At 40.1% G+C, this 17,238-nt stretch carries 21 protein-coding genes; 13 read left to right on the top strand and 8 right to left on the bottom strand.

The annotated features are described in order from the left end of the window. Positions 1-225: 225 nt before the first annotated feature. Entirely contained in the window at positions 226-474 is a 249-nt protein-coding gene (locus tag ACFEL9_RS15310) for a hypothetical protein (protein ID WP_385891714.1), read from the bottom strand. Between the two features lie 296 nt (positions 475-770). Between ACFEL9_RS15310 and ACFEL9_RS15315 the strand changes: the two genes are divergently transcribed. The 5 genes from ACFEL9_RS15315 (at position 771) to ACFEL9_RS15335 (ending at position 4,236) form a co-directional block, all read left to right on the top strand. Then, entirely contained in the window at positions 771-1,391 is a 621-nt protein-coding gene (locus tag ACFEL9_RS15315) for a transposase (RefSeq protein WP_385891716.1), read from the top strand. Between the two features lie 170 nt (positions 1,392-1,561). Continuing rightward, entirely contained in the window at positions 1,562-2,191 is a 630-nt protein-coding gene (locus tag ACFEL9_RS15320) for a hypothetical protein (protein ID WP_385891719.1), read from the top strand. A 60-nt stretch (positions 2,192-2,251) separates the two neighbouring features. Next, entirely contained in the window at positions 2,252-3,091 is an 840-nt protein-coding gene (locus ACFEL9_RS15325; RefSeq protein ID WP_385891722.1) for a hypothetical protein, read from the top strand. A gap of 89 nt (positions 3,092-3,180) precedes the next feature. Continuing rightward, positions 3,181-3,951 carry a glycoside hydrolase family 25 protein gene (locus ACFEL9_RS15330; RefSeq protein ID WP_385891724.1) on the top strand — a complete coding sequence of 257 codons (771 nt, stop codon included), beginning with the start codon at positions 3,181-3,183 and terminating at the stop codon, positions 3,949-3,951. A 66-nt stretch (positions 3,952-4,017) separates the two neighbouring features. Further along, positions 4,018-4,236 carry a hypothetical protein gene (locus ACFEL9_RS15335; protein WP_385891727.1) on the top strand — a complete coding sequence of 73 codons (219 nt, stop codon included), beginning with the start codon at positions 4,018-4,020 and terminating at the stop codon, positions 4,234-4,236. Positions 4,237-4,286: 50 nt separating this feature from the next. On the opposite strand, the gene ACFEL9_RS15340 is transcribed toward ACFEL9_RS15335, so the two are convergent. The 3 genes from ACFEL9_RS15340 to ACFEL9_RS15350 form a co-directional block, all read right to left on the bottom strand. Further along, on the bottom strand, positions 4,287-5,078 hold the full coding sequence (locus tag ACFEL9_RS15340; protein ID WP_385891728.1) for a hypothetical protein: 792 nt from the start codon (positions 5,076-5,078) through the stop codon (positions 4,287-4,289). Positions 5,079-5,172: 94 nt separating this feature from the next. Next, positions 5,173-5,616: a YybH family protein gene (locus ACFEL9_RS15345; protein ID WP_385891731.1), complete on the bottom strand. Its 444-nt coding sequence runs from the start codon at positions 5,614-5,616 to the stop codon at positions 5,173-5,175. An 88-nt stretch (positions 5,617-5,704) separates the two neighbouring features. Further along, complete coding sequence (locus ACFEL9_RS15350) at positions 5,705-6,097, bottom strand: MerC domain-containing protein (RefSeq protein ID WP_385891734.1); 393 nt, start codon at positions 6,095-6,097, stop codon at positions 5,705-5,707. 143 nt (positions 6,098-6,240) lie between these two features. On the opposite strand from ACFEL9_RS15350, the gene ACFEL9_RS15355 reads away from it, so the two are divergent. After that, positions 6,241-6,831, top strand: a complete 591-nt coding sequence (locus ACFEL9_RS15355) for an SCO family protein (RefSeq protein WP_385891737.1) — start codon at positions 6,241-6,243, stop codon at positions 6,829-6,831. An 8-nt stretch (positions 6,832-6,839) separates the two neighbouring features. Further along, positions 6,840-7,253 (top strand): Fur family transcriptional regulator, encoded by a 414-nt coding sequence (locus tag ACFEL9_RS15360; protein WP_385891740.1) that lies wholly within the window; start codon positions 6,840-6,842, stop codon positions 7,251-7,253. A 165-nt stretch (positions 7,254-7,418) separates the two neighbouring features. Here ACFEL9_RS15360 and ACFEL9_RS15365 read toward each other — a convergent pair whose 3' ends face one another. Both ACFEL9_RS15365 and ACFEL9_RS15370 read right to left on the bottom strand, forming a co-directional pair. After that, on the bottom strand, positions 7,419-9,149 hold the full coding sequence (locus ACFEL9_RS15365) for a M3 family oligoendopeptidase (RefSeq protein ID WP_385891743.1): 1,731 nt from the start codon (positions 9,147-9,149) through the stop codon (positions 7,419-7,421). Between the two features lie 67 nt (positions 9,150-9,216). Continuing rightward, entirely contained in the window at positions 9,217-9,828 is a 612-nt protein-coding gene (locus ACFEL9_RS15370) for a DUF5606 family protein (protein WP_385891746.1), read from the bottom strand. Between the two features lie 128 nt (positions 9,829-9,956). On the opposite strand from ACFEL9_RS15370, the gene ACFEL9_RS15375 reads away from it, so the two are divergent. From ACFEL9_RS15375 to ACFEL9_RS15395, 5 genes are read left to right on the top strand one after another with little or no spacing between them, the layout of a single operon-like run. Next, positions 9,957-12,833, top strand: coding sequence for an outer membrane beta-barrel protein (locus tag ACFEL9_RS15375; protein ID WP_385891749.1), 2,877 nt, complete (start codon positions 9,957-9,959; stop codon positions 12,831-12,833). Between the two features lie 30 nt (positions 12,834-12,863). Further along, entirely contained in the window at positions 12,864-13,436 is a 573-nt protein-coding gene (locus ACFEL9_RS15380; protein ID WP_385891752.1) for an RNA polymerase sigma factor, read from the top strand. Positions 13,437-13,477: 41 nt separating this feature from the next. Further along, the gene (locus tag ACFEL9_RS15385) at positions 13,478-13,828 is read left to right on the top strand and encodes a hypothetical protein (RefSeq protein WP_385891754.1); all 351 of its coding nucleotides are present in this window, start codon (positions 13,478-13,480) and stop codon (positions 13,826-13,828) included. After that, on the top strand, positions 13,825-14,331 hold the full coding sequence (locus ACFEL9_RS15390) for a hypothetical protein (RefSeq protein WP_385891756.1): 507 nt from the start codon (positions 13,825-13,827) through the stop codon (positions 14,329-14,331). Before ACFEL9_RS15385 ends, ACFEL9_RS15390 begins: the two co-directional genes overlap by 4 nt. Before the next feature lie 33 nt (positions 14,332-14,364). Further along, positions 14,365-14,751, top strand: coding sequence for a DUF4890 domain-containing protein (locus tag ACFEL9_RS15395; protein ID WP_385891759.1), 387 nt, complete (start codon positions 14,365-14,367; stop codon positions 14,749-14,751). Positions 14,752-14,821: 70 nt separating this feature from the next. Here the strand turns inward: ACFEL9_RS15395 and ACFEL9_RS15400 are convergent, their stop codons facing one another. Both ACFEL9_RS15400 and ACFEL9_RS15405 read right to left on the bottom strand, forming a co-directional pair. Then, entirely contained in the window at positions 14,822-15,577 is a 756-nt protein-coding gene (locus ACFEL9_RS15400) for a LytR/AlgR family response regulator transcription factor (RefSeq protein ID WP_385891762.1), read from the bottom strand. Between the two features lie 15 nt (positions 15,578-15,592). Continuing rightward, on the bottom strand, positions 15,593-16,651 hold the full coding sequence (locus ACFEL9_RS15405) for a sensor histidine kinase (RefSeq protein WP_385891765.1): 1,059 nt from the start codon (positions 16,649-16,651) through the stop codon (positions 15,593-15,595). A 99-nt stretch (positions 16,652-16,750) separates the two neighbouring features. Here ACFEL9_RS15405 and ACFEL9_RS15410 point away from each other — a divergent pair, with 99 nt between their 5' ends. Next, the gene (locus ACFEL9_RS15410; RefSeq protein ID WP_385891768.1) at positions 16,751-17,185 is read left to right on the top strand and encodes a DUF1761 domain-containing protein; all 435 of its coding nucleotides are present in this window, start codon (positions 16,751-16,753) and stop codon (positions 17,183-17,185) included. Positions 17,186-17,238 lie beyond the last annotated feature (53 nt).

Genomic DNA, 17,238 nt, shown 5'->3' on the forward strand with positions numbered 1-17,238 from the left:
TTTAGAGAAGAACACGGATTTCACGGATCAAAGGGATTTACACAGATAGTATCGTTGTAAATCTTTCCAATCTGTGTCCCGAACTAGTCGAAGGATCCGTGTTCTATTTTTTGTCCCAACATCTTCATTAACCAGGAACGGGGCTAGCTTAGAAAACAAAAGAACTGCTTTTACAAATGACTGATCACTGCTATCAAAAGAATTTTTATTTTTTGATACCGGTGGTTACGGATGACTCCAGCGCTTTTTCAATTTCATTTTCACGGCTCTTTTTTCGGAGCTTAGCTTTACATCTTTCAACGTTTCCTTGTACATCAGGATATTATCATTGATATAAAAACTTATCACATGATTCCTGGGTGAGTTGAGATTAGTTCCACTACCCAATGACCCATTTCTGATATCCAGGCGGGAGCTTTGGGTTTGCCTTTGTTTTTTGGCGGTGTTTACCTGGGCAAATAAGCCAACTGACATCAGGAAAAGGGTGTTGGTTAATGATGTTTGCCTGATGTAAAGCTACCCTCGCTATAGCCTGATAATTTTGATTTTAGACTGAATTGTCCTCTTCGCAGGTAGACCAGATAATTTAAGCAGACGAAAGAAATAACCCCTAAAACGTATTCTCAATCGTCGACAAAAGGAAAAATCAAGTAAAAACCAGCTGGATGAGGTTTAAAATCGCCTAGTTATACACATTTTTAAATATTTGGAACAGCATTTGGTAGATGAAAGCCGAAAAGTTTCAGGTGAGAAGCTATAAAATGTGAAACATGGGTACCGAGCACACACAAGGCAAACATGCCTGCTATTTTATCACTTTTAATACCGTGGATTGGGTAGATGTTTTTATCCGCCCGGTATACAAGCAAGTGATAGTGCATACCCTCAATCATTTTATTGATAACAAAGGACTGGTGGTTCACGCCTGGTGCCTCATGACCAATCATCTTCACCTGCTTGTACAAGCCAAAGAAGGCTACGTAGTGGCGGAAATCGAGAAAGAATTTAAGTCTTTTACCACAACCAAGATCCTGGAAGCCATCGATACTGAGCCAACAGCAAGAAAAGACTGGATGCTGAAGCGATTTGAAAACTTCGGAAATATGCTGGGGCTGTTGAAGAAATTCCATGTATGGCAAAGTTCCAGCAATCCTGTTTTTTTTGATTGCAGGAAAATGGATACACTCCTTGAACAGTTTTCATTTATCCATGACAACCCTGTAAGAGACCGTTTTGTCGACACCGCTGTGGATTATCCTTATAGCTCTGCAAGAGATTATGCGGGAATGAAGGGCCTGGTAAATGTTACCAAACTCCCCACAGTAGAACAACAATTGGCCGCAGCAGAAAGCTTCAATAGCCATTTCTTTGTAAAGTACATCCGCAATTAATTTTTTTCTTTTTGTTTTCCCCGCCTTTTAAACCTGTGATCGCTTAACAGGTCTTTAACTGTATACAACAATAACCTCCACTGAAAATCGAAGATCAAAAGATTGATCGCAGCAAAAATTGTTACTGCTGCGAACAGGGGAGATTTTTTTAAAACAAAAAGAAACATACCATGAAAACAGTAAAAACAGTTTTGACAACATTTGTAGCAACCGGTGTATCTATTTTTTCTTTTGCACAAGTGAATCTTGGCCTGAATTCAACTACACAGGCTGCAGCCAATGCGACAGCATCTACAACTGCAGCTGCAAAAGCAACAACAGTTGCCAGCCAGGTAACCTCCACTACAGTAAATGCAGGTCTTTCAAAGGCTGCTACAGTGAGAGCTAACACTACTTCAACTGTTAACAATAAAACACAACAGACCGCGACTTTAGCAACAGGCGCAAAAAATGAAGCCAAAAAAGCAGGTTCCGTTAATGCTGAAGCCAATGTTTCCTCTTCAACGGCCGTACAAGCCGGTAATAGTGATAATTACATTAATAGCAACAGTTCAGTAAAGGCGGGTACCAATGCAAATATGCAAGGGGGAAAACTGATTGACAAGGCTGACAATACAGTCGCCGAAACAGCTAAGACAAGTGCTGATGCCGTAAAATCAGTTAAAGGAAAAGCTGCTTCAGAAATTAAACCCGGATTAAACACGGTGAAAGAAACAGCTACCTCGCAGAACACAGATGCAGGAGCAAAAGTAAGTGCGCAGGCTAGTGCAACAGGTAAAGCCGCTGCAGGAAACAAATAAACTTTAAACATTTCAAAAGGACGCATGCCCTTCGGGCATGCGTCCTTAAAATCAATAACCATGATCCGTGCCCTATTTCAAAACACTTTAGTAGTAGTAGCAGCATTCTTCGTTTGTGCCAATACGGTCAATGCCCAGGCTGACTCTACCGGTGGTAAGTTGAGTTTTAAAATGGGAACTTACTACAACAGCAATCTCAACTATTATGGCAGAACAGACAGTCTTAAGAGTAGCGGCGTATTCCCTATGGCAGAGTTATGGCTGAATAACAAATTTTATGTCAATGCCGCTCCCATTTTTACTTTCAATAAAAGCAATGGCTTCGAATATGCCGGCGCCGTAACAACTGCGGGCTTTTTGTACAACAATGGTAAATCGGTTGCCCATCTTTATTTAATGAAACCAATTTACAAAGACAATAGCCAGTTAGTGCAATCGGCATTAAAGGCGCAAACAGCTTTCAATTATACCTGGCTGAATAAAGTTGTGAATGTTACTTTAGGAGGCGATATTAAGTTTAGTAATAATATTGACTTTGGCGCTACAGCTGGTCTCGATCATATTTTCAGAAAAGAACTGAATAAAGGAATATTGATTGTCGATCCATCAGTATATCTCTATGCCGGCACGCAAAAATTTACAGAAACCTACAGGCAAAAGGATAATACACCTTTATTTCCCGGTCCTGATCGCATTGTCACCGAAGAAGTAAAAAAGTTTTCGATCCTGTCTTATGAATTTTCTGCCCCTGTGATTTATAGTATGGGTAAGTTAATGTTGTTGGCCACACCGGCGTATGTTATTCCGCAAAACCTTATCCAGGTTGAAAACAGGCCCGACCTTTCAGAAAGAGGAGAAAAGCTGTTTTATATGACAGTTGGTGCAAAAATCAGTTTTTGATAAATGCGTCGTTTCGTAGCACAAATTAACAGTTTGCCAAGCCGCCAGGTTTTATATTTGCTAACTATTAGCAAAGCTATCGCACCTCCATGTCATCCCGCCAGAAAACAAAACTTGCTTATTGGATACTCACTCTTACTTTTTTAGCCATTATTGCTTTAGGGGGTTGGTTATTGTTTCAATGGCTTATCTATAGAAAAGCCAAGTTTACCCGTTATCCCGAATTTGGAATTAGCATACCAACCGAGTATGCTATACATGGAATTGATGTATCCCGATATCAAAACGTGATTGCATGGGAAGAAGTAAAAGAAATGAAGGTGGATAATATACAAATGGGTTTTGCTTTTATAAAGGCTACAGAAGGGGTTGGCAATGTTGATCCGCAATTTCATCGGAACTGGCGAAAAGCAAAAAACAACGAGATTGTCCGCGGCGCCTATCATTTTTTCATTGCCAGTAAGGATGGGAAACTGCAGGCCGAAAATTTTATTAAGCGGGTGGAATTGCAACCAGGCGATCTTCCGCCTGTGCTGGATGTAGAACAGCGGAATGGCGTTTCGAAAGCACAACTTCAAAAGGAGGTAAAGAAATGGCTGGATGTTGTCGAAAATTACTACAAAGTGCGGCCATTGATTTATACCAATGTGGATTTTTACAAGCAAAATCTTGGGAGTGATTTTGATAAATATCCTTTATGGGTGGCTCATTATTATGAACAACAACAACCCCGAATTACCCGGGACTGGAATTTTTGGCAACATAATGATGGTGGTAGTGTAAACGGTATTGTTTCCAAGGTTGACTTTAATGTATTTAAAGGCGATTCGGTCGAATTTCGTAGTCTTCTTATTCCATAAAAGCAACGCATTACTTTAGCTTTGAGCAACGATATCAAAGCGTATGATTTGATATAAACTATTTGTATGGAACAAGGATGGGACCCGGAAGTAAAAAAATATTTCCAGAAAATCATGAATACCATAGCTCTTGGGCTTTTCTGGCTGATGGCTGTTTTAACGGCAGGATTATACTTTGGGTTGGCTTATCATCCTAATACCTTTTATTCGATTCTCTTTTATATTGGTTTCGCCGCCAGCCTTTTTCTTTTGTTGCGCTATTATTATCGAACCTGGAGAAAATAGTTTAGAATTAAAACTCAATTGATCCAGGGTTACAAATTTTATAAAAGAGGTTATTTACAATCGTACAAATACCGGCTAGCAAGGTTACCCTCGAAATACCATTCAAACAAGTTTTCTTTATCATCTGGTTTATAGCTTAACGGAAACTCATCGCCACCTTCAAATATATTGATAACATTATTACTGCTCATAAATAGCGGAATGGCTTCTCCGGCTATTTCTTCAAAGAATATCAGGTCAAGGAGGAATGCATTTGATTTTGTAAAATAATTTTTATTGGCATCATGTGCATAGCTAAACGTGTCTTTTAAACCGCCTCCAATCGCCTGCGTGGTTATTGACCTGGTTATATTTTCCCCCGTATAAGTAAAAGCGGTTGTTTCATACAATTCATATTGACTGATGATAGGGTCATAATAACTTACGTCTAATTTTTCCAACTTGTTTCCTGAATAAATAAAATCATATTGTTCGGCTGGAATAGTCTGGTTGGTAAAATTGTAGTATTTCTTTATGTTCTTCAGTTTGCCGTCACTGGTGTAGGTAATAACATCATAGGTATCCAGCTCCGGAGAACCGGCATCATAGATAGTTCTTTTCGTGATTCTGTCATTTGTGTAATCGAAAGTAACGTAACCATCCGCATTAGCGCCTTTCGTGATTTTATTACCGGTGTAGGTATAAACAAGACTATCTCCAATAGCACCTGTTTCATCAAAATAATAAGCTTTAATCAATTTGCAAGCTGCTTCCGGCCTGATGTCTGCAGAAGGATCTTTTTGACAAGAAGTTGCCAGGACCAATAAAGAAAAGGAAAACAAAAGAGTGGCGAATTGTTTCAAGAGTAGTTGGGTTGGTGGAGTTCAAAAATAGAAATGCAATTCCGGGAATCCCAATAAAAACAAGAAATATTTGACGGAGGGACAATCACGATACTTAACTACTGTGATCAGCAACAATCAGCCACCGGCCTTTGATTTTTTTCAGCAGTAATGTATAGTGCCCGCTTAAGTCACCGATGCTGCGTTGCAAATGCCATTTACCGATCACATGAAAATATTGAAAAGAAAGCCGTTTTACAGAAATTATGTCAAAGGACAATTTTCCCATTGCCGTGGTATCAGGGTAGCTTTTCTTATAATTATTGAGCGTATTGATCCAGCCATAGGTAACACCGTTTTTCCCAATAAACATTAGCGAATCGCTTTCCCAATAAGTCTTCATAAAACTGTCAATGTCGCCACGGTTCCATGTTTCGGTTTGATCAGCCAACAATTGGCGGACTTGTATTTCGTCCTCATTTGCCGATCGTGCAGGCTTTGACTGAGCTAAACAAAAATTTGTAAGAAGAATAAGAAAAATGAATAAATATCTTTTCATACTTAATGAATAAGTATTGAAAATAAACTAAAAAAGGGAATGAAATTTTTGGAAGCCTAAGTCAGTTCAAAAGATTTCTATTAGGGGATTAATGATTGCAATCGTCAGCATGAGCATGATTGTGCACCCGGCAAAAACGATAATTAAAGAGATGTGCCGATACTATGAGAATGACCGCAGGAATGAGCAACCATGTTTCGTAATGGATAAAAAAAAGTTTCAGGGCTAATAATACTATCCCGGCGCTGAACAATATAAATGGTAGTTTGCTATGATGATGCCGCTTGAATCCATGGTATAATGAATAAGCTCCAATTGCAAAAGCCAATAATACCATCCCGGCCTCAAATGCCAGATTATGTATAATATTAACACCGAACAAAGGCAAAAAAGAGAAGAATAAGGGCAGGATGGCGCAATGAATAGCACAGGCGACTGACATGGTGATACCTATAGCGTCCCAATTGATTCCAGGTTTCATAAGTGGGCAAAAGTAGGAAAAGGCAACGTTGTTGCAAAATTGATTTATTAAGAAAGTCCAAATTTTTCACTCGCTTTCACTCACTTTCGAAGCTGAGTAAAAATCATTTTATCATCGGTAACTTTGCAACTTATTAAAATAATATGTCGAAAAAAGCCCTGAGTTATTCCATTTTCTTTGTTGCATTGATCATTATTTTTTTCCTGGTGGTAAGGCCCTGGATCAAAAAGAATGATACTATTTCCGTTGTTCAACCTTTTGCATTTGTAAACCAGGATGGGAAAACGGTAACCGATAAAGACGTGGAAGGAAAAGTGTATGTAGCGGAGTATTTTTTTACAACCTGCCCGGGTATCTGCCCCGAGATGAATACCAACATGAAAAAAGTGTATGAAAAGTTTAAAGATCAAAAGGACTTCCTGATCCTTTCGCATACATCCGACCCGGAAAGAGATTCGGTGCCGGTTTTAAAAAGGTATGCAGATTCTTTGGGTGTAAACACGTCGAAATGGATTTTCCTGACAGGCCGCAAAGACAGTCTTTACACTACAGCCCGTGTTAGCTATACCATCGATGATCCGGCTAATAATTTGAAGAATATTGACGATGATTTTTTGCATACACAGTTTTGGGCATTGGTAAAAAATGGCGAAGTAAAAAAGGTGTACGATGGGCTGAAGCAAAGTGAAATCAATGCCATGATAAAAGAGATTGAAAGAACCTTAAAACTGTAATATTTCCTATGACTCATAATATCAAAGAAATATTAAAACGAAGCCAATTGAGTGTAACGGCCAGCCGCGAAAAGATTCTCCACCTTTTCCTGGAACAGGAAGGAGCTTTGGCGCATGGCGATATTGAAAAGAAAGCAGGAGAAAAATTTGACAGGGTCACGGTTTATCGAACCTTGCAAACCTTTGTTGAAAAAGGAATCATCCATACTATTCCTACTGCGGATAATTCCATTCGCTACGCCTTGTGTAAAGATGATTGTGCAGAAGGTTATCATCATGATCATCATATTCATTTTGTATGTACTAATTGTAAGAACACTTACTGCCTGGATGATATCGTAACGCCGGATATCAAACTGCCGAAGGGATATACTTCCTCACATATTGAAGTAGTGGTGGAAGGGATTTGTAAAAACTGCTGAGCTTTTATATGTCTTTAAAAAAAGCCCCCGTGTAGAAACACGGGGACTTAGGTTAAGGCTCTGATTAGTAGCTATTTTATAATGAGTTTGTCTTTTTTCGAATCCAAATGTAATATGAGTATTTGATATTTCCGAATTTACGGCATACCACATTTGGGGTATTTTTTAATTTTTCCCTTGAATATTATCTAATTCCTCTTTTACAAAGGCCATCAATCCGCTAATGTACTGGGGCGAAAAATTAAACTCCAGCCCTGCTGCCTTAAATAATTCCGGTAAGGTACGGGTTCCTCCCAGGTCTAAAGCAGCGATATAATTGTCAATGGCTTTCTCAGGATTTTGTTTGTACTGTTGCCACATCCCGATAGCGCCTAACTGGGCAATTCCATATTCAATATAATAGAACGGCACTTCGAAAAGGTGCAACTGGCGCTGCCAGGAATAAATTCGGTATTCGTCCAATCCTGAAAAATCAATCACGGGCGATGAAAACTCGTTGAGTATCCGAAGCCAGTTGTCGGCCCGCTCCTGGTCCGTGTGATTGGGGTTTTCATATACCCAGTGCTGAAATTTATCAATAGTAGCTATCCACGGAAAAATGGTAATTACTCTTTCCAATTGCTGTTCTTTAGCACGATTTAATTCTTCTTTATTAGCAAAATACACCTGCCAGTGATTCATGCTGAACAGCTCCATGCTCATGCTCGCTACTTCGGCTATTTCGGTAGGATATTCCTTAAATCCATTCAACTCGAGGTCATGAGACAAAAATGAATGCACCGCATGTCCGCCTTCATGCACCATCGTAGTAACATCGTCAAACTGTCCGGCCGCATTCATAAAAATAAAGGGTGCTCCGGTTTCTGCTAACGGACAGTTGTAACCCCCGGGAGCTTTTCCTTTCCGGCTTTCCAGGTCAAGATGACCCATGGCTCTCATCTTTTGCAGGCAGTCACCAAAGAATGGCCGGAGCTGGTTGAAACAAGCTATTGTTTTTTGAATAAGCTCTTCACCAGTTTTAAAGGGACGCAAAGGTTCTATGCCTGCTGGTTCGGCTTCCAAATCCCAGGGTTTGAGTGTATCAAGACCCAATTTTTCTTTTTTGGTTTCATAGATCTGGTTCACCAGCGGCATGACATGCAGTTTTACCGCTTCATGAAACTGGTAACAGTCTTCTTTTTTGTAATCGAACCGGCCTAATTCTGTAAAACGGAAGTCACGATAATTCGGAAAACCTGCATTTAAAGCAATTTGATTTCTTTTCTGAACCAGTGTAGAAAAAAGGTCGTTGAGTTCTTTTTTGTCCTGTAATCTTCTATCGCTGATTTTGCGATATACCTCTTCACGAACTTTCCGGTCAGGGTCTTCCAAAAATTTGGTGGCTTGTTGCAAGGTATATTCCTGCCCATTCACCTCCACCGTCATTTTGCCGGCAATCATTCCAAACCGTTGTGCTTCCACATTCATTTCTGCTTGCAGGGGAATATTAGCCTCACGGAAAAGATCAATATTCTTTTTAACATTGCGCAGGTAGGTAAAAAATTTCTTCTGATCCAAGCCAGTTGTTAAGGGCGATGCAATCAGCTTCCTGTTTAGTTTATCTGCATAAGGCTGAATCTTCGGTTGAATTTCCATCATGAAGAATGTAAATGCCTGTTCCAGTTCTTTGTTTTCTGTATCACAGGTCATTTTTATTTGTCGCCAGCAGGCATCTTCGCTGACTGCGGCTTCCACTTCATTCACGTCTTTTAGCCATTGTTCCAGGGCATCGGCTGTCTCAATATTTCTTTCTGATAATTCTTTAAAAAACGGTTCGATGGATGACCAATCTTTTAAAACAAAATTTTCAGGTAAAAACTGGCGGGAAACTTTTTTTATGTCAGCACTGTAAGTCATAGCCTGGCTTTTTAAATATAAAAGCTACCCCAATCATCGCTCAGGGTAGCTCAATGAAAAAAACTTGTTATTTCTTCTTAGGAGCAGCCTTCTTTTTGGGAGTTTCTTCCTTAGCACTCTTAGCTGAACTATCTTCCGTGGTTTTTTTTGCTGCTGCTTTTTTCTTTACGGGCTTTTCCTTTGTTTCTGTTGTTGCTTCTTTCTCAGCCTTTGCGGGAGCCGATTTTTTTGCTGCTTTCTTAGCCGGCTTTTCTGCTTCCACTTCTTCTTCTACCGCTGGTTCCTCTTCCGGCACTTCTGACAGTTTTATTTCAACATTTTTTTTCTTCAGAATATCAAACCATTTTACCATCTTTTTCAGATCGCTGGCATATACTCTTTCAAAATCCAGATCGGGATATGTTTTCTCGAAATATTTTTTGACTACAGCATTATCCTTTCCATCGGGCAGTGAACCGCCTGCTTTTTCCATGGCCTGAAATATTTCTACCAGGTTTACATTTTCACGTATTGTATAAACTTCGATGCTTTCAAGATGCGAAAAGTTGTGTATGCGTGATGAAGCAAATTTGGTACTGTTGTCTTCCAGTGAGCGTACAATAGCCCCATCAGCCTTACTATTTACCAATTCATATAAGCCGGGCAAACCGGTTACTGCTACAAGTTTACTATACTCCATAATTCTTCCAATAATTTTAAGAGACGCAATATACTGAGAATGTTAAAACAAGCGGGTTCGAAAATGTGAAAATGGAAAAACGAAGGTTATTACCTGATTCAACGTCCTATGTTGAGTAACATTTATTTATGAAGCAAATTCGACTCTTATTAATTGTATTAGGATTTTCGGCATCGGCTCATTCTCAGAGTATTAAAGGTAAACTGCTGGATCTTGTGGACAATAAGCCACTGGCAGGGGCCACATTGACATTGACGCCTGTAAAAGATTCCAGCCAGGTGAAAAAAGCCGTTTCCGATCCAACAGGCGTATTTGCTTTCCAGGGACTTTCATTGGACTCTTTTTTCCTGAATGTGAGTTTTATCGGTTATGAAGAGTACAAACAAATCGTTTCCATCAATGACTCTATCCGTGATATGGATCTTAAAACCATTTTTGTTCCCAAGTCAACCGTACAGCTGGGTGGCGTTACGGTGACTGCAAAAGCAGCTCCGGTTATTCAAAAAGGAGATACAACCCAGTTCAGTGCCGGTCAATTCAAAGTGAACCCTGATGCAACCACTGAAGATTTAATTAAAAAAATGCCAGGCATCACTGTTGATAAAGACGGAACTGTTACTGCCCAGGGGGAGCAGGTAAAAAAAGTCACCATTGACGGAAAGGATTTTTTTGGCGATGATGCCTCTGCGGCGCTGCGTAACCTGCCTTCTGATATCGTGGACAAAATCCAGGTATTTGACCGGCTCAGTGACCAGGCGCAATTCACCGGTATCGATGACGGTAATTCCGTAAAGGCCTTGAATATAGTGACGAAGTCGGGTATTAAAAATGGCCAGTTTGGCCGTGTGTATACAGGTGTAGGTACTGATGGCCGCTATGCAGGCGGTGGAAACGTAAGCACTTTTAGCGGCGACCGCCGGCTTTCATTAGTTGGCAATTTTAATAACGTCAATCAGCAAAATTTTGGCTCGCAGGATTTGCTGGGAGTAACAAGCAGTGGCGGCGGGAATCGTGGTGGAGGAAACTTTGGCGGTCGTGGTGGTGGCGGCAATCGCGGCGGTCGGGGCGGTGGCGGTTTTGGGGGCAGTGAAAACTTCCAGGTGGGTCAGCAAAGCGGTATCAGTAAAACCAATGCAATTGGCTTAAACTATTCTGACAAATGGGGTAAAAAAGTAGATGTGAGCGGAAGTTATTTCTTTAATAATAGCAATAACGCAAATGATAATTTAACCCGGACGGAAACGAAGCTCGATGATGGAAGGTCTTTGTTTAATAACCAAAGCTCTTTATCACAAAGTAAAAACTATAACCATCGCATCAATTTGCGGCTGGAGTACAAAATAGACTCGGCAAATTCTATCATGATTACGCCGAGTTTAAATTTTCAGAAGAACAAATCGTTATCCTCGTCCTATGAAAATTCATTGTATGGACTGGATGACACGCTTAATACTTCTACCAGTGAAAGAAGTGTACAGCGAGAAGGTTATAACCTGCGGAATAATATTCTTTATCGTCACTCATTTCCGAAAAGGGGACGAACTTTTTCTGCCAGCATTAATACCACGTTTAATAAAAACGATGGTGAAACTTATAGCACCGCTCATTACCGCTTTTTTGAAGATGCAGGGGTGAGAGACTCTTTGCAAAATCAGTTCACCGACAATCCCACAAATGGTTATACTCTTTCGGGAAACCTTAATTATACGGAGCCATTGAGTGCAAAAAGTCAATTACAATTTAACTATTCACCTTCATTTTCCAAAAACAGCGCCGACCAACAGACTTTTGAATATGATCAACTGGGCGGCAAGTACACAACTTTCAAGGAAGCCCTTTCTAATAAGTTTGACAATACAACTACCACGCATAATGGTGGAATAACGTATAGATTGGGAAACAGCCGCGATAACCAGTTTGCCGTGGGATTGAGCTTACAATATTCCAAACTGGAGAGTGACCGCATATTTCCAACAGTAACAAACGTAGATCAATCTTTTACTACCATCTTGCCTAACCTGATGTGGAGTAAAAAAATCGCAGCTAAAAGTAATATCCGCATTTTCTATCGGGCCAGAACTAATTTTCCCAGCGTAACTCAATTGCAGGATGTAGTGAATAACACTAACGAGCTTCGTAAAAGTGTAGGTAACCCTGACCTGAAGCAATCGTACAATCATTTCCTCTCCGGCCGTTATACTTTTACCAACACGATCAAAGGTCAAAGCTTTTTCGCCAACATCTTTTTACAGGCACAGCAAGATTACATCACCAACGCCACTTATATAGCTCAACAGGATTCAGTAATTCAAGCTGGCAGTATTCTGAAAAAAGGAGCACAACTGACCAAACCTGTAAACATGGACGGATATAAAAGTTTCCGATCTTTTTTTACATTTAGTCAGCCGGTTAAATTTATCAAATCCAATCTTAACCTAAGCTCTGGGTTCTCTTATTCGAACCTTCCGGGCTTGATTAATAATGTAAAATCGATGACAGATAATTATACATACTCAGCGGGTATTGGCTTATCCAGCAATATCAGCGAGTATATTGATTTCAACCTGTCCTATAACGCTAATTTTAACAACGCGAAAAGTTCTGTTTCTACCAACACGAAATATATAAACCAGTCTGCGGGCATTCAAACCAATTTCCTGACAAAGACTGGATGGTTTTTACAGAATGATCTCAGCAATCAAACCTATACGGGTATGTCGGATGGCTTTAATCAGAGCTACTGGCTATGGAATGCCGGTATAGGAAAGAAATTCCTGAAAAACCGGGCTGCAGAATTGAAACTGTCCGTTTTCGATCTGTTAAAGCAAAATCAAAGCATCAGCAGAACAGTTGAAGCCAACTACATTGAGGATTCGCAAAGCCGGGTGTTACAACAATATTTTATGCTCACCTTTACCTACAGCCTGAAAAACTTTGGGAAGGGCCGGAGCACCAGGATGAATATGCAAAGAAGAGGTGGTCCTCCTGAGGGATTTTTTCCGTAATATCGCTGTAAACCATAGCTTGGCTTTGTAATGAATGAGTGGACACTTATAGAACAGCTAAAACAAGGGGATGAGGCTGCCTTTAAGATTATTGTTGATACCTGGGAAAGTATGGTTTATAATACTGCTTTGGGCATTGTTCAAAATGCTGAAGACGCTGAAGATATAACCCAGGAAGTTTTTGTACAGGTGTACCAATCGATCAGTTCTTTTAAGGGAGATTCAAAATTTTCGACCTGGCTTTACCGGATCGCTGTCACCAAATCGCTGGATCATGAAAGAAGGAAAAAAAGAAAAAAACGATTTGCATTTGTACGCAGCTTGTTTGGGGAAGACAGCGAGGTGGTGATTAATCCTCCCGATTTTAATCACCCGGGTGTGATGCTGGATAAAAAAGAAGATGCCGCCGCACTTTTTAAAGTGATTAATCGTCTTCCGGAAAACCAGCGGATTGCTTTTACGCTTCACAAACTGGAAGGGCTCAGTTACCAGGAGGTGAGTGACATCATGAAAACGACCCTTTCCTCCGTGGAGTCCCTGATGCACAGGGCCAAAACCAATCTTCGTAAAGGCCTGGAAGAGCATTATAAAAGCAAAAACTAGAGCAAAGGTTTTTTGACCAATGAACGTCAAATTATACAGATATGAAGCAAAGAAATGACATAGAAAAAAGAGTGGAAGAGGCGCTGAACAGCCTGGATGGTATTCAGCGGGCTACGCCTCAACCCTGGCTTTTTTCCCGAATTAAAAAACGGTTGGCGGAGGAGGAAGATAGATCGGTTTGGGGTGCACTAGGCGGCTATTTGGGAAAGCCTGCCATAGCTATTGCGGGCCTTTGTTTTATTTTGATGGTAAATGTTTTCCTGGTTTTTAATAACCAGCAAAAAGAAAATACGGCGACTTTTTTTTCCGCCCAAACTGATCAACCCACGGACAGTGAATCATTGATTGCGAGCGGCAGCAGTTTTGATTATGAAACCCTTTTACAGCCATGAGTATACCCACCAATAGAAACTTACTGATCATTATTGGTGTTTTATTGATCACCAATATTGCTATGCTGGTTTACTTTTTAAGTGATAAGAAGTCGTCAAAACCAGCAGAACAAGCAAAGAATAGGACGGGCGTAGCGGAAATGCTGCAGAAAGAAGTAGGTTTTAATGAAGAGCAAATAACGAAATACAAAGCGTTTAAGGAAAAGCAAAAGGAGACCCTCAGGCCCATGTTCGATGATATGCGCAGGGCTAAAGACAGTTTGTTCAGGTTATTGAGTTATCCTGAAACCAGCGACTCCCTGGTGAGTAAGGCGGCCGATATTATAGCACAAAGACAGAAGGCCCTCGATTTGCAGACGTTTAGTCATTTTAAAAGGGTTCGGACTTTATGCACTCCCGAACAGCAGCCTAAGTATGACTCGATGGTCGTAAGAATGTTTAGTAAAATGGGTCGTCCCCAACGACACGGCGATACAGATAAAAAAGAAAAACAGGATAAATAATTCGAAACTCGTTTGAAAAATAAAAATAGACGTATGAAATTTAAACATGTTTTTGTACTGGCTCTTATAATAGCAACTTCTATCTCAGTCAATGCCCAGGGAGGCTTTCGTCGTACTGTTGAAGAAAGGGTAAAAGCAGTGCATGAAAAGATGGACAGTGTATTTAAATTGGATGTGGACAAGCAGGCAAAAGTTGATACGATATTTGCGAACTATTACAGGCAACAGGATAAGTTAAGAGAAGAAATGAGAAGTGGCGGTGAAAGACCAGATTTCCAGGCAATGCGGGAAAAAATGCAGCCCATGATCGGGGCAAGGGACAAAGAGTTGAAAGCAATATTGTCGGAAGACCAGTTTAAAAAATGGAAAGAAGAAATTGAACCTTCAATGATGCAGCGTCGCGGTGGCAACAGGCAATGATAGTTTTTTTAGGGTTAATGGTAGTTTCCTAAGCCCGGGTGCAATGGTAAAACAAAGCTCCCGGGCTTTTTTATTGTCCCATCCATTCTTTAAAAGCTGCTACGTTTTCCTGGCTGATAATTATTTCGTCACTGATAGCGGGTTCCAGCTCCAGTTGAAGTTTGCTCTTCGGATATGACTTTATTTTTTTGATCGCATTTTGATTCACAAAATATTTCCGGTTGATGCGATAAAAACAGGTGGGGTCCAACTGTTTTTCTATTTCTGACAGTGATTGGTCCAGTATGTATTTCTGGTTCTTATTATCCACCATGCAAACTAGTTTGTGCGTAGCGTAGAAGTAAGCAATATCGTCTGTTTTTATACTCACATAATCCATACCCCGTTTTACTAAAAATCTTTTTTTGTAGCCATGATCTGCCGGGTGGCGATGCCATTGTTGAAGGTGTTGGAAGTTGGTAGTAAAATGCTGCTTTAGTTTATCATACTTATTTAAGGCAATCTCCAGTTTTTCCTGCTTTACAGGTTTTAAGAGATAATCAATGCTGTTATGTTCAAACGCCTCCTGCCAGTATTCATCATAAGCAGTACAGAAAATAACCGGACTTTTGATGTTTACTGCGTCAAATATTTTAAAGGATGATCCATCGCCCAATTCAATATCCATAAAAAGCAATTCGGGTTGAGGGTTCTGTTGCAACCAGGTTATAGAAGACTGTACACTGTTCAGCACAGCCACAACGTCAATAGAAGGATCTATCTTTTGAATGGCTTTTATCAATTTTTCTGCAGCCGGTTTTTCGTCCTCAATGATTATGACCTTCATTGTTTACTCAGTTGGTTATAAAATTTTTAATACCGGTAATATAACGATAAACAGGTTTTCCTCTTCGCTTACAATAATCTCTTTACCGGTTGTGAGCTTATATCTTTCCTGCAGGTTTTGCAAGCCAATTTTCGAAGAAGTTTTTCGTAAGGTTTTTTTGCGTACAGGGTTGCTTACACATAGTTCATCATTTCGCAATTGAATAGTAAACACCAATGGCTGCGTTTCTGAAAACTCGTTATGTTTAATTGCATTTTCTGCCAACACCTGCAATGATATCGGCGGAACAAGATAACGTTGCATGGCCGTTTCTTCAATACCCAGTTTCATTTGAACCGCGTTGTCGAAACGGATCTTTAGTAATGAAAAATAATTTTGCAAGAAAAGGACTTCTTCTTTCAATAAAACAAGATCACGGGCTTTGTTTTGTAAAATATAGCGATAGACATCGGCCAGGTTATCGTTGAATAATTTTGCTTTGGCAGGTTTTTCTTCTATCAGGTGACTAAGCGTATTCAGTGAATTAAAAATAAAATGCGGGTCAATTTGATTTTTTAAAGCTTCCAGTTCCGCCTCAGCTTTCGTTCTTTCCAGCTGTTCATTTTTTATCATTTCACTTTCTGTTTCCTTTACGAGGAAAACAGTCTCATAAACATGTGTAATAAAAACAACCGCAATCAGGATGATCAGTGTTGACTGTCCTACTACGTTCCAGTCAATTTGGCTATTACCAAAAAAATTATACCATCCTACCAATAACAAGACGCTGACAGGAATGGTGTAAAATATAATACTGAACAGCAATACGAGTATCTTTTGAAGCGGCTTGTTGTACCAGTCAAAATAGCTTCGGAGGGTATAATGCAGGTAACGATTGCCCTGCCATACGATGGCGGCTATGCCGATCGTGTATAGAAAGCTGAGTTTTACCTGCCAGTTTGAAAAATTGAAGGAATTAATCATTCCCGTTATCAAGGGGATAACGATACCAAAAGCAGGAATCAATATCAGCCGGAAACCAATATCGTTTACATATGAACCTTTTTGATTGGTCTGTTGCTTTTTTATATTCATCACCTCTTTTTCCAACCTTGTTCGGTTTTCAATTGCAATGTAAAATTTAGAAAATAGATTCGATAAACCACTTTATTCAACCACCTAAATTTTTGTATTATGGATATGGGAAGCATTAATTGGCTGGCCGTATTAGTCGCCGGCATTTCATCATTTGTTGTTGGCGGTATCTGGTATTCCCCGGGCTTATTTGGTAGGGCCTGGATGAAGGATAACAATTTTACCGAAGAGAGTATCAGGAAGGGCAACAAAGGAAAGATATTTGGTTGGACCTTTATTTTTTCATTGCTAATGGCTGCCAACCTCGGCATGTTTCTCGCTGATGCGCCGGCAGATTGCCCTGCGAATTGTGTAGTAAAGACAGATATAAGTTGGGGAGCTACCGCAGGTTTCCTGGCAGGCATCTGGACATTCTGTGCTATTGCCATTCATAGTCTTTTTGAGCAAAAGCCCTGGCGCCTGATTCTCATCAACGGATTCTATAGCATAGTATCCCTGGTATTAATGGGAGCAATTATTGGCCTGTGGCGATAAACAGGGATAAATGAATCAACATTATAGTTATGAATGCTGTCTTTTGTAAAAGC

It is taken from the genome of Terrimonas alba (assembly GCF_042434975.1).
Classification (GTDB): Bacteria; Bacteroidota; Bacteroidia; order Chitinophagales; family Chitinophagaceae; genus Terrimonas_B; species Terrimonas_B alba.

Excerpts from the sequence above, each read along its gene's own strand:
- ACFEL9_RS15310 (WP_385891714.1), bottom strand. The coding sequence starts at position 474 with ATGTCAGTTGGCTTATTTGCCCAGGTAAACACCGCCAAAAAACAAAGG.
- ACFEL9_RS15315 (WP_385891716.1), top strand. The coding sequence starts at position 771 with ATGGGTACCGAGCACACACAAGGCAAACATGCCTGCTATTTTATCACT.
- ACFEL9_RS15320 (WP_385891719.1), top strand. The coding sequence starts at position 1,562 with ATGAAAACAGTAAAAACAGTTTTGACAACATTTGTAGCAACCGGTGTA.
- ACFEL9_RS15325 (WP_385891722.1), top strand. The coding sequence starts at position 2,252 with ATGATCCGTGCCCTATTTCAAAACACTTTAGTAGTAGTAGCAGCATTC.
- ACFEL9_RS15330 (WP_385891724.1), top strand. The coding sequence starts at position 3,181 with ATGTCATCCCGCCAGAAAACAAAACTTGCTTATTGGATACTCACTCTT.
- ACFEL9_RS15335 (WP_385891727.1), top strand. The coding sequence starts at position 4,018 with ATGGAACAAGGATGGGACCCGGAAGTAAAAAAATATTTCCAGAAAATC.
- ACFEL9_RS15345 (WP_385891731.1), bottom strand. The coding sequence starts at position 5,616 with ATGAAAAGATATTTATTCATTTTTCTTATTCTTCTTACAAATTTTTGT.
- ACFEL9_RS15350 (WP_385891734.1), bottom strand. The coding sequence starts at position 6,097 with ATGAAACCTGGAATCAATTGGGACGCTATAGGTATCACCATGTCAGTC.
- ACFEL9_RS15355 (WP_385891737.1), top strand. The coding sequence starts at position 6,241 with ATGTCGAAAAAAGCCCTGAGTTATTCCATTTTCTTTGTTGCATTGATC.
- ACFEL9_RS15360 (WP_385891740.1), top strand. The coding sequence starts at position 6,840 with ATGACTCATAATATCAAAGAAATATTAAAACGAAGCCAATTGAGTGTA.
- ACFEL9_RS15365 (WP_385891743.1), bottom strand. The coding sequence starts at position 9,149 with ATGACTTACAGTGCTGACATAAAAAAAGTTTCCCGCCAGTTTTTACCT.
- ACFEL9_RS15370 (WP_385891746.1), bottom strand. The coding sequence starts at position 9,828 with ATGGAGTATAGTAAACTTGTAGCAGTAACCGGTTTGCCCGGCTTATAT.
- ACFEL9_RS15375 (WP_385891749.1), top strand. The coding sequence starts at position 9,957 with ATGAAGCAAATTCGACTCTTATTAATTGTATTAGGATTTTCGGCATCG.
- ACFEL9_RS15380 (WP_385891752.1), top strand. The coding sequence starts at position 12,864 with ATGAATGAGTGGACACTTATAGAACAGCTAAAACAAGGGGATGAGGCT.
- ACFEL9_RS15385 (WP_385891754.1), top strand. The coding sequence starts at position 13,478 with ATGAAGCAAAGAAATGACATAGAAAAAAGAGTGGAAGAGGCGCTGAAC.
- ACFEL9_RS15390 (WP_385891756.1), top strand. The coding sequence starts at position 13,825 with ATGAGTATACCCACCAATAGAAACTTACTGATCATTATTGGTGTTTTA.
- ACFEL9_RS15395 (WP_385891759.1), top strand. The coding sequence starts at position 14,365 with ATGAAATTTAAACATGTTTTTGTACTGGCTCTTATAATAGCAACTTCT.
- ACFEL9_RS15400 (WP_385891762.1), bottom strand. The coding sequence starts at position 15,577 with ATGAAGGTCATAATCATTGAGGACGAAAAACCGGCTGCAGAAAAATTG.
- ACFEL9_RS15405 (WP_385891765.1), bottom strand. The coding sequence starts at position 16,651 with ATGAATATAAAAAAGCAACAGACCAATCAAAAAGGTTCATATGTAAAC.
- ACFEL9_RS15410 (WP_385891768.1), top strand. The coding sequence starts at position 16,751 with ATGGATATGGGAAGCATTAATTGGCTGGCCGTATTAGTCGCCGGCATT.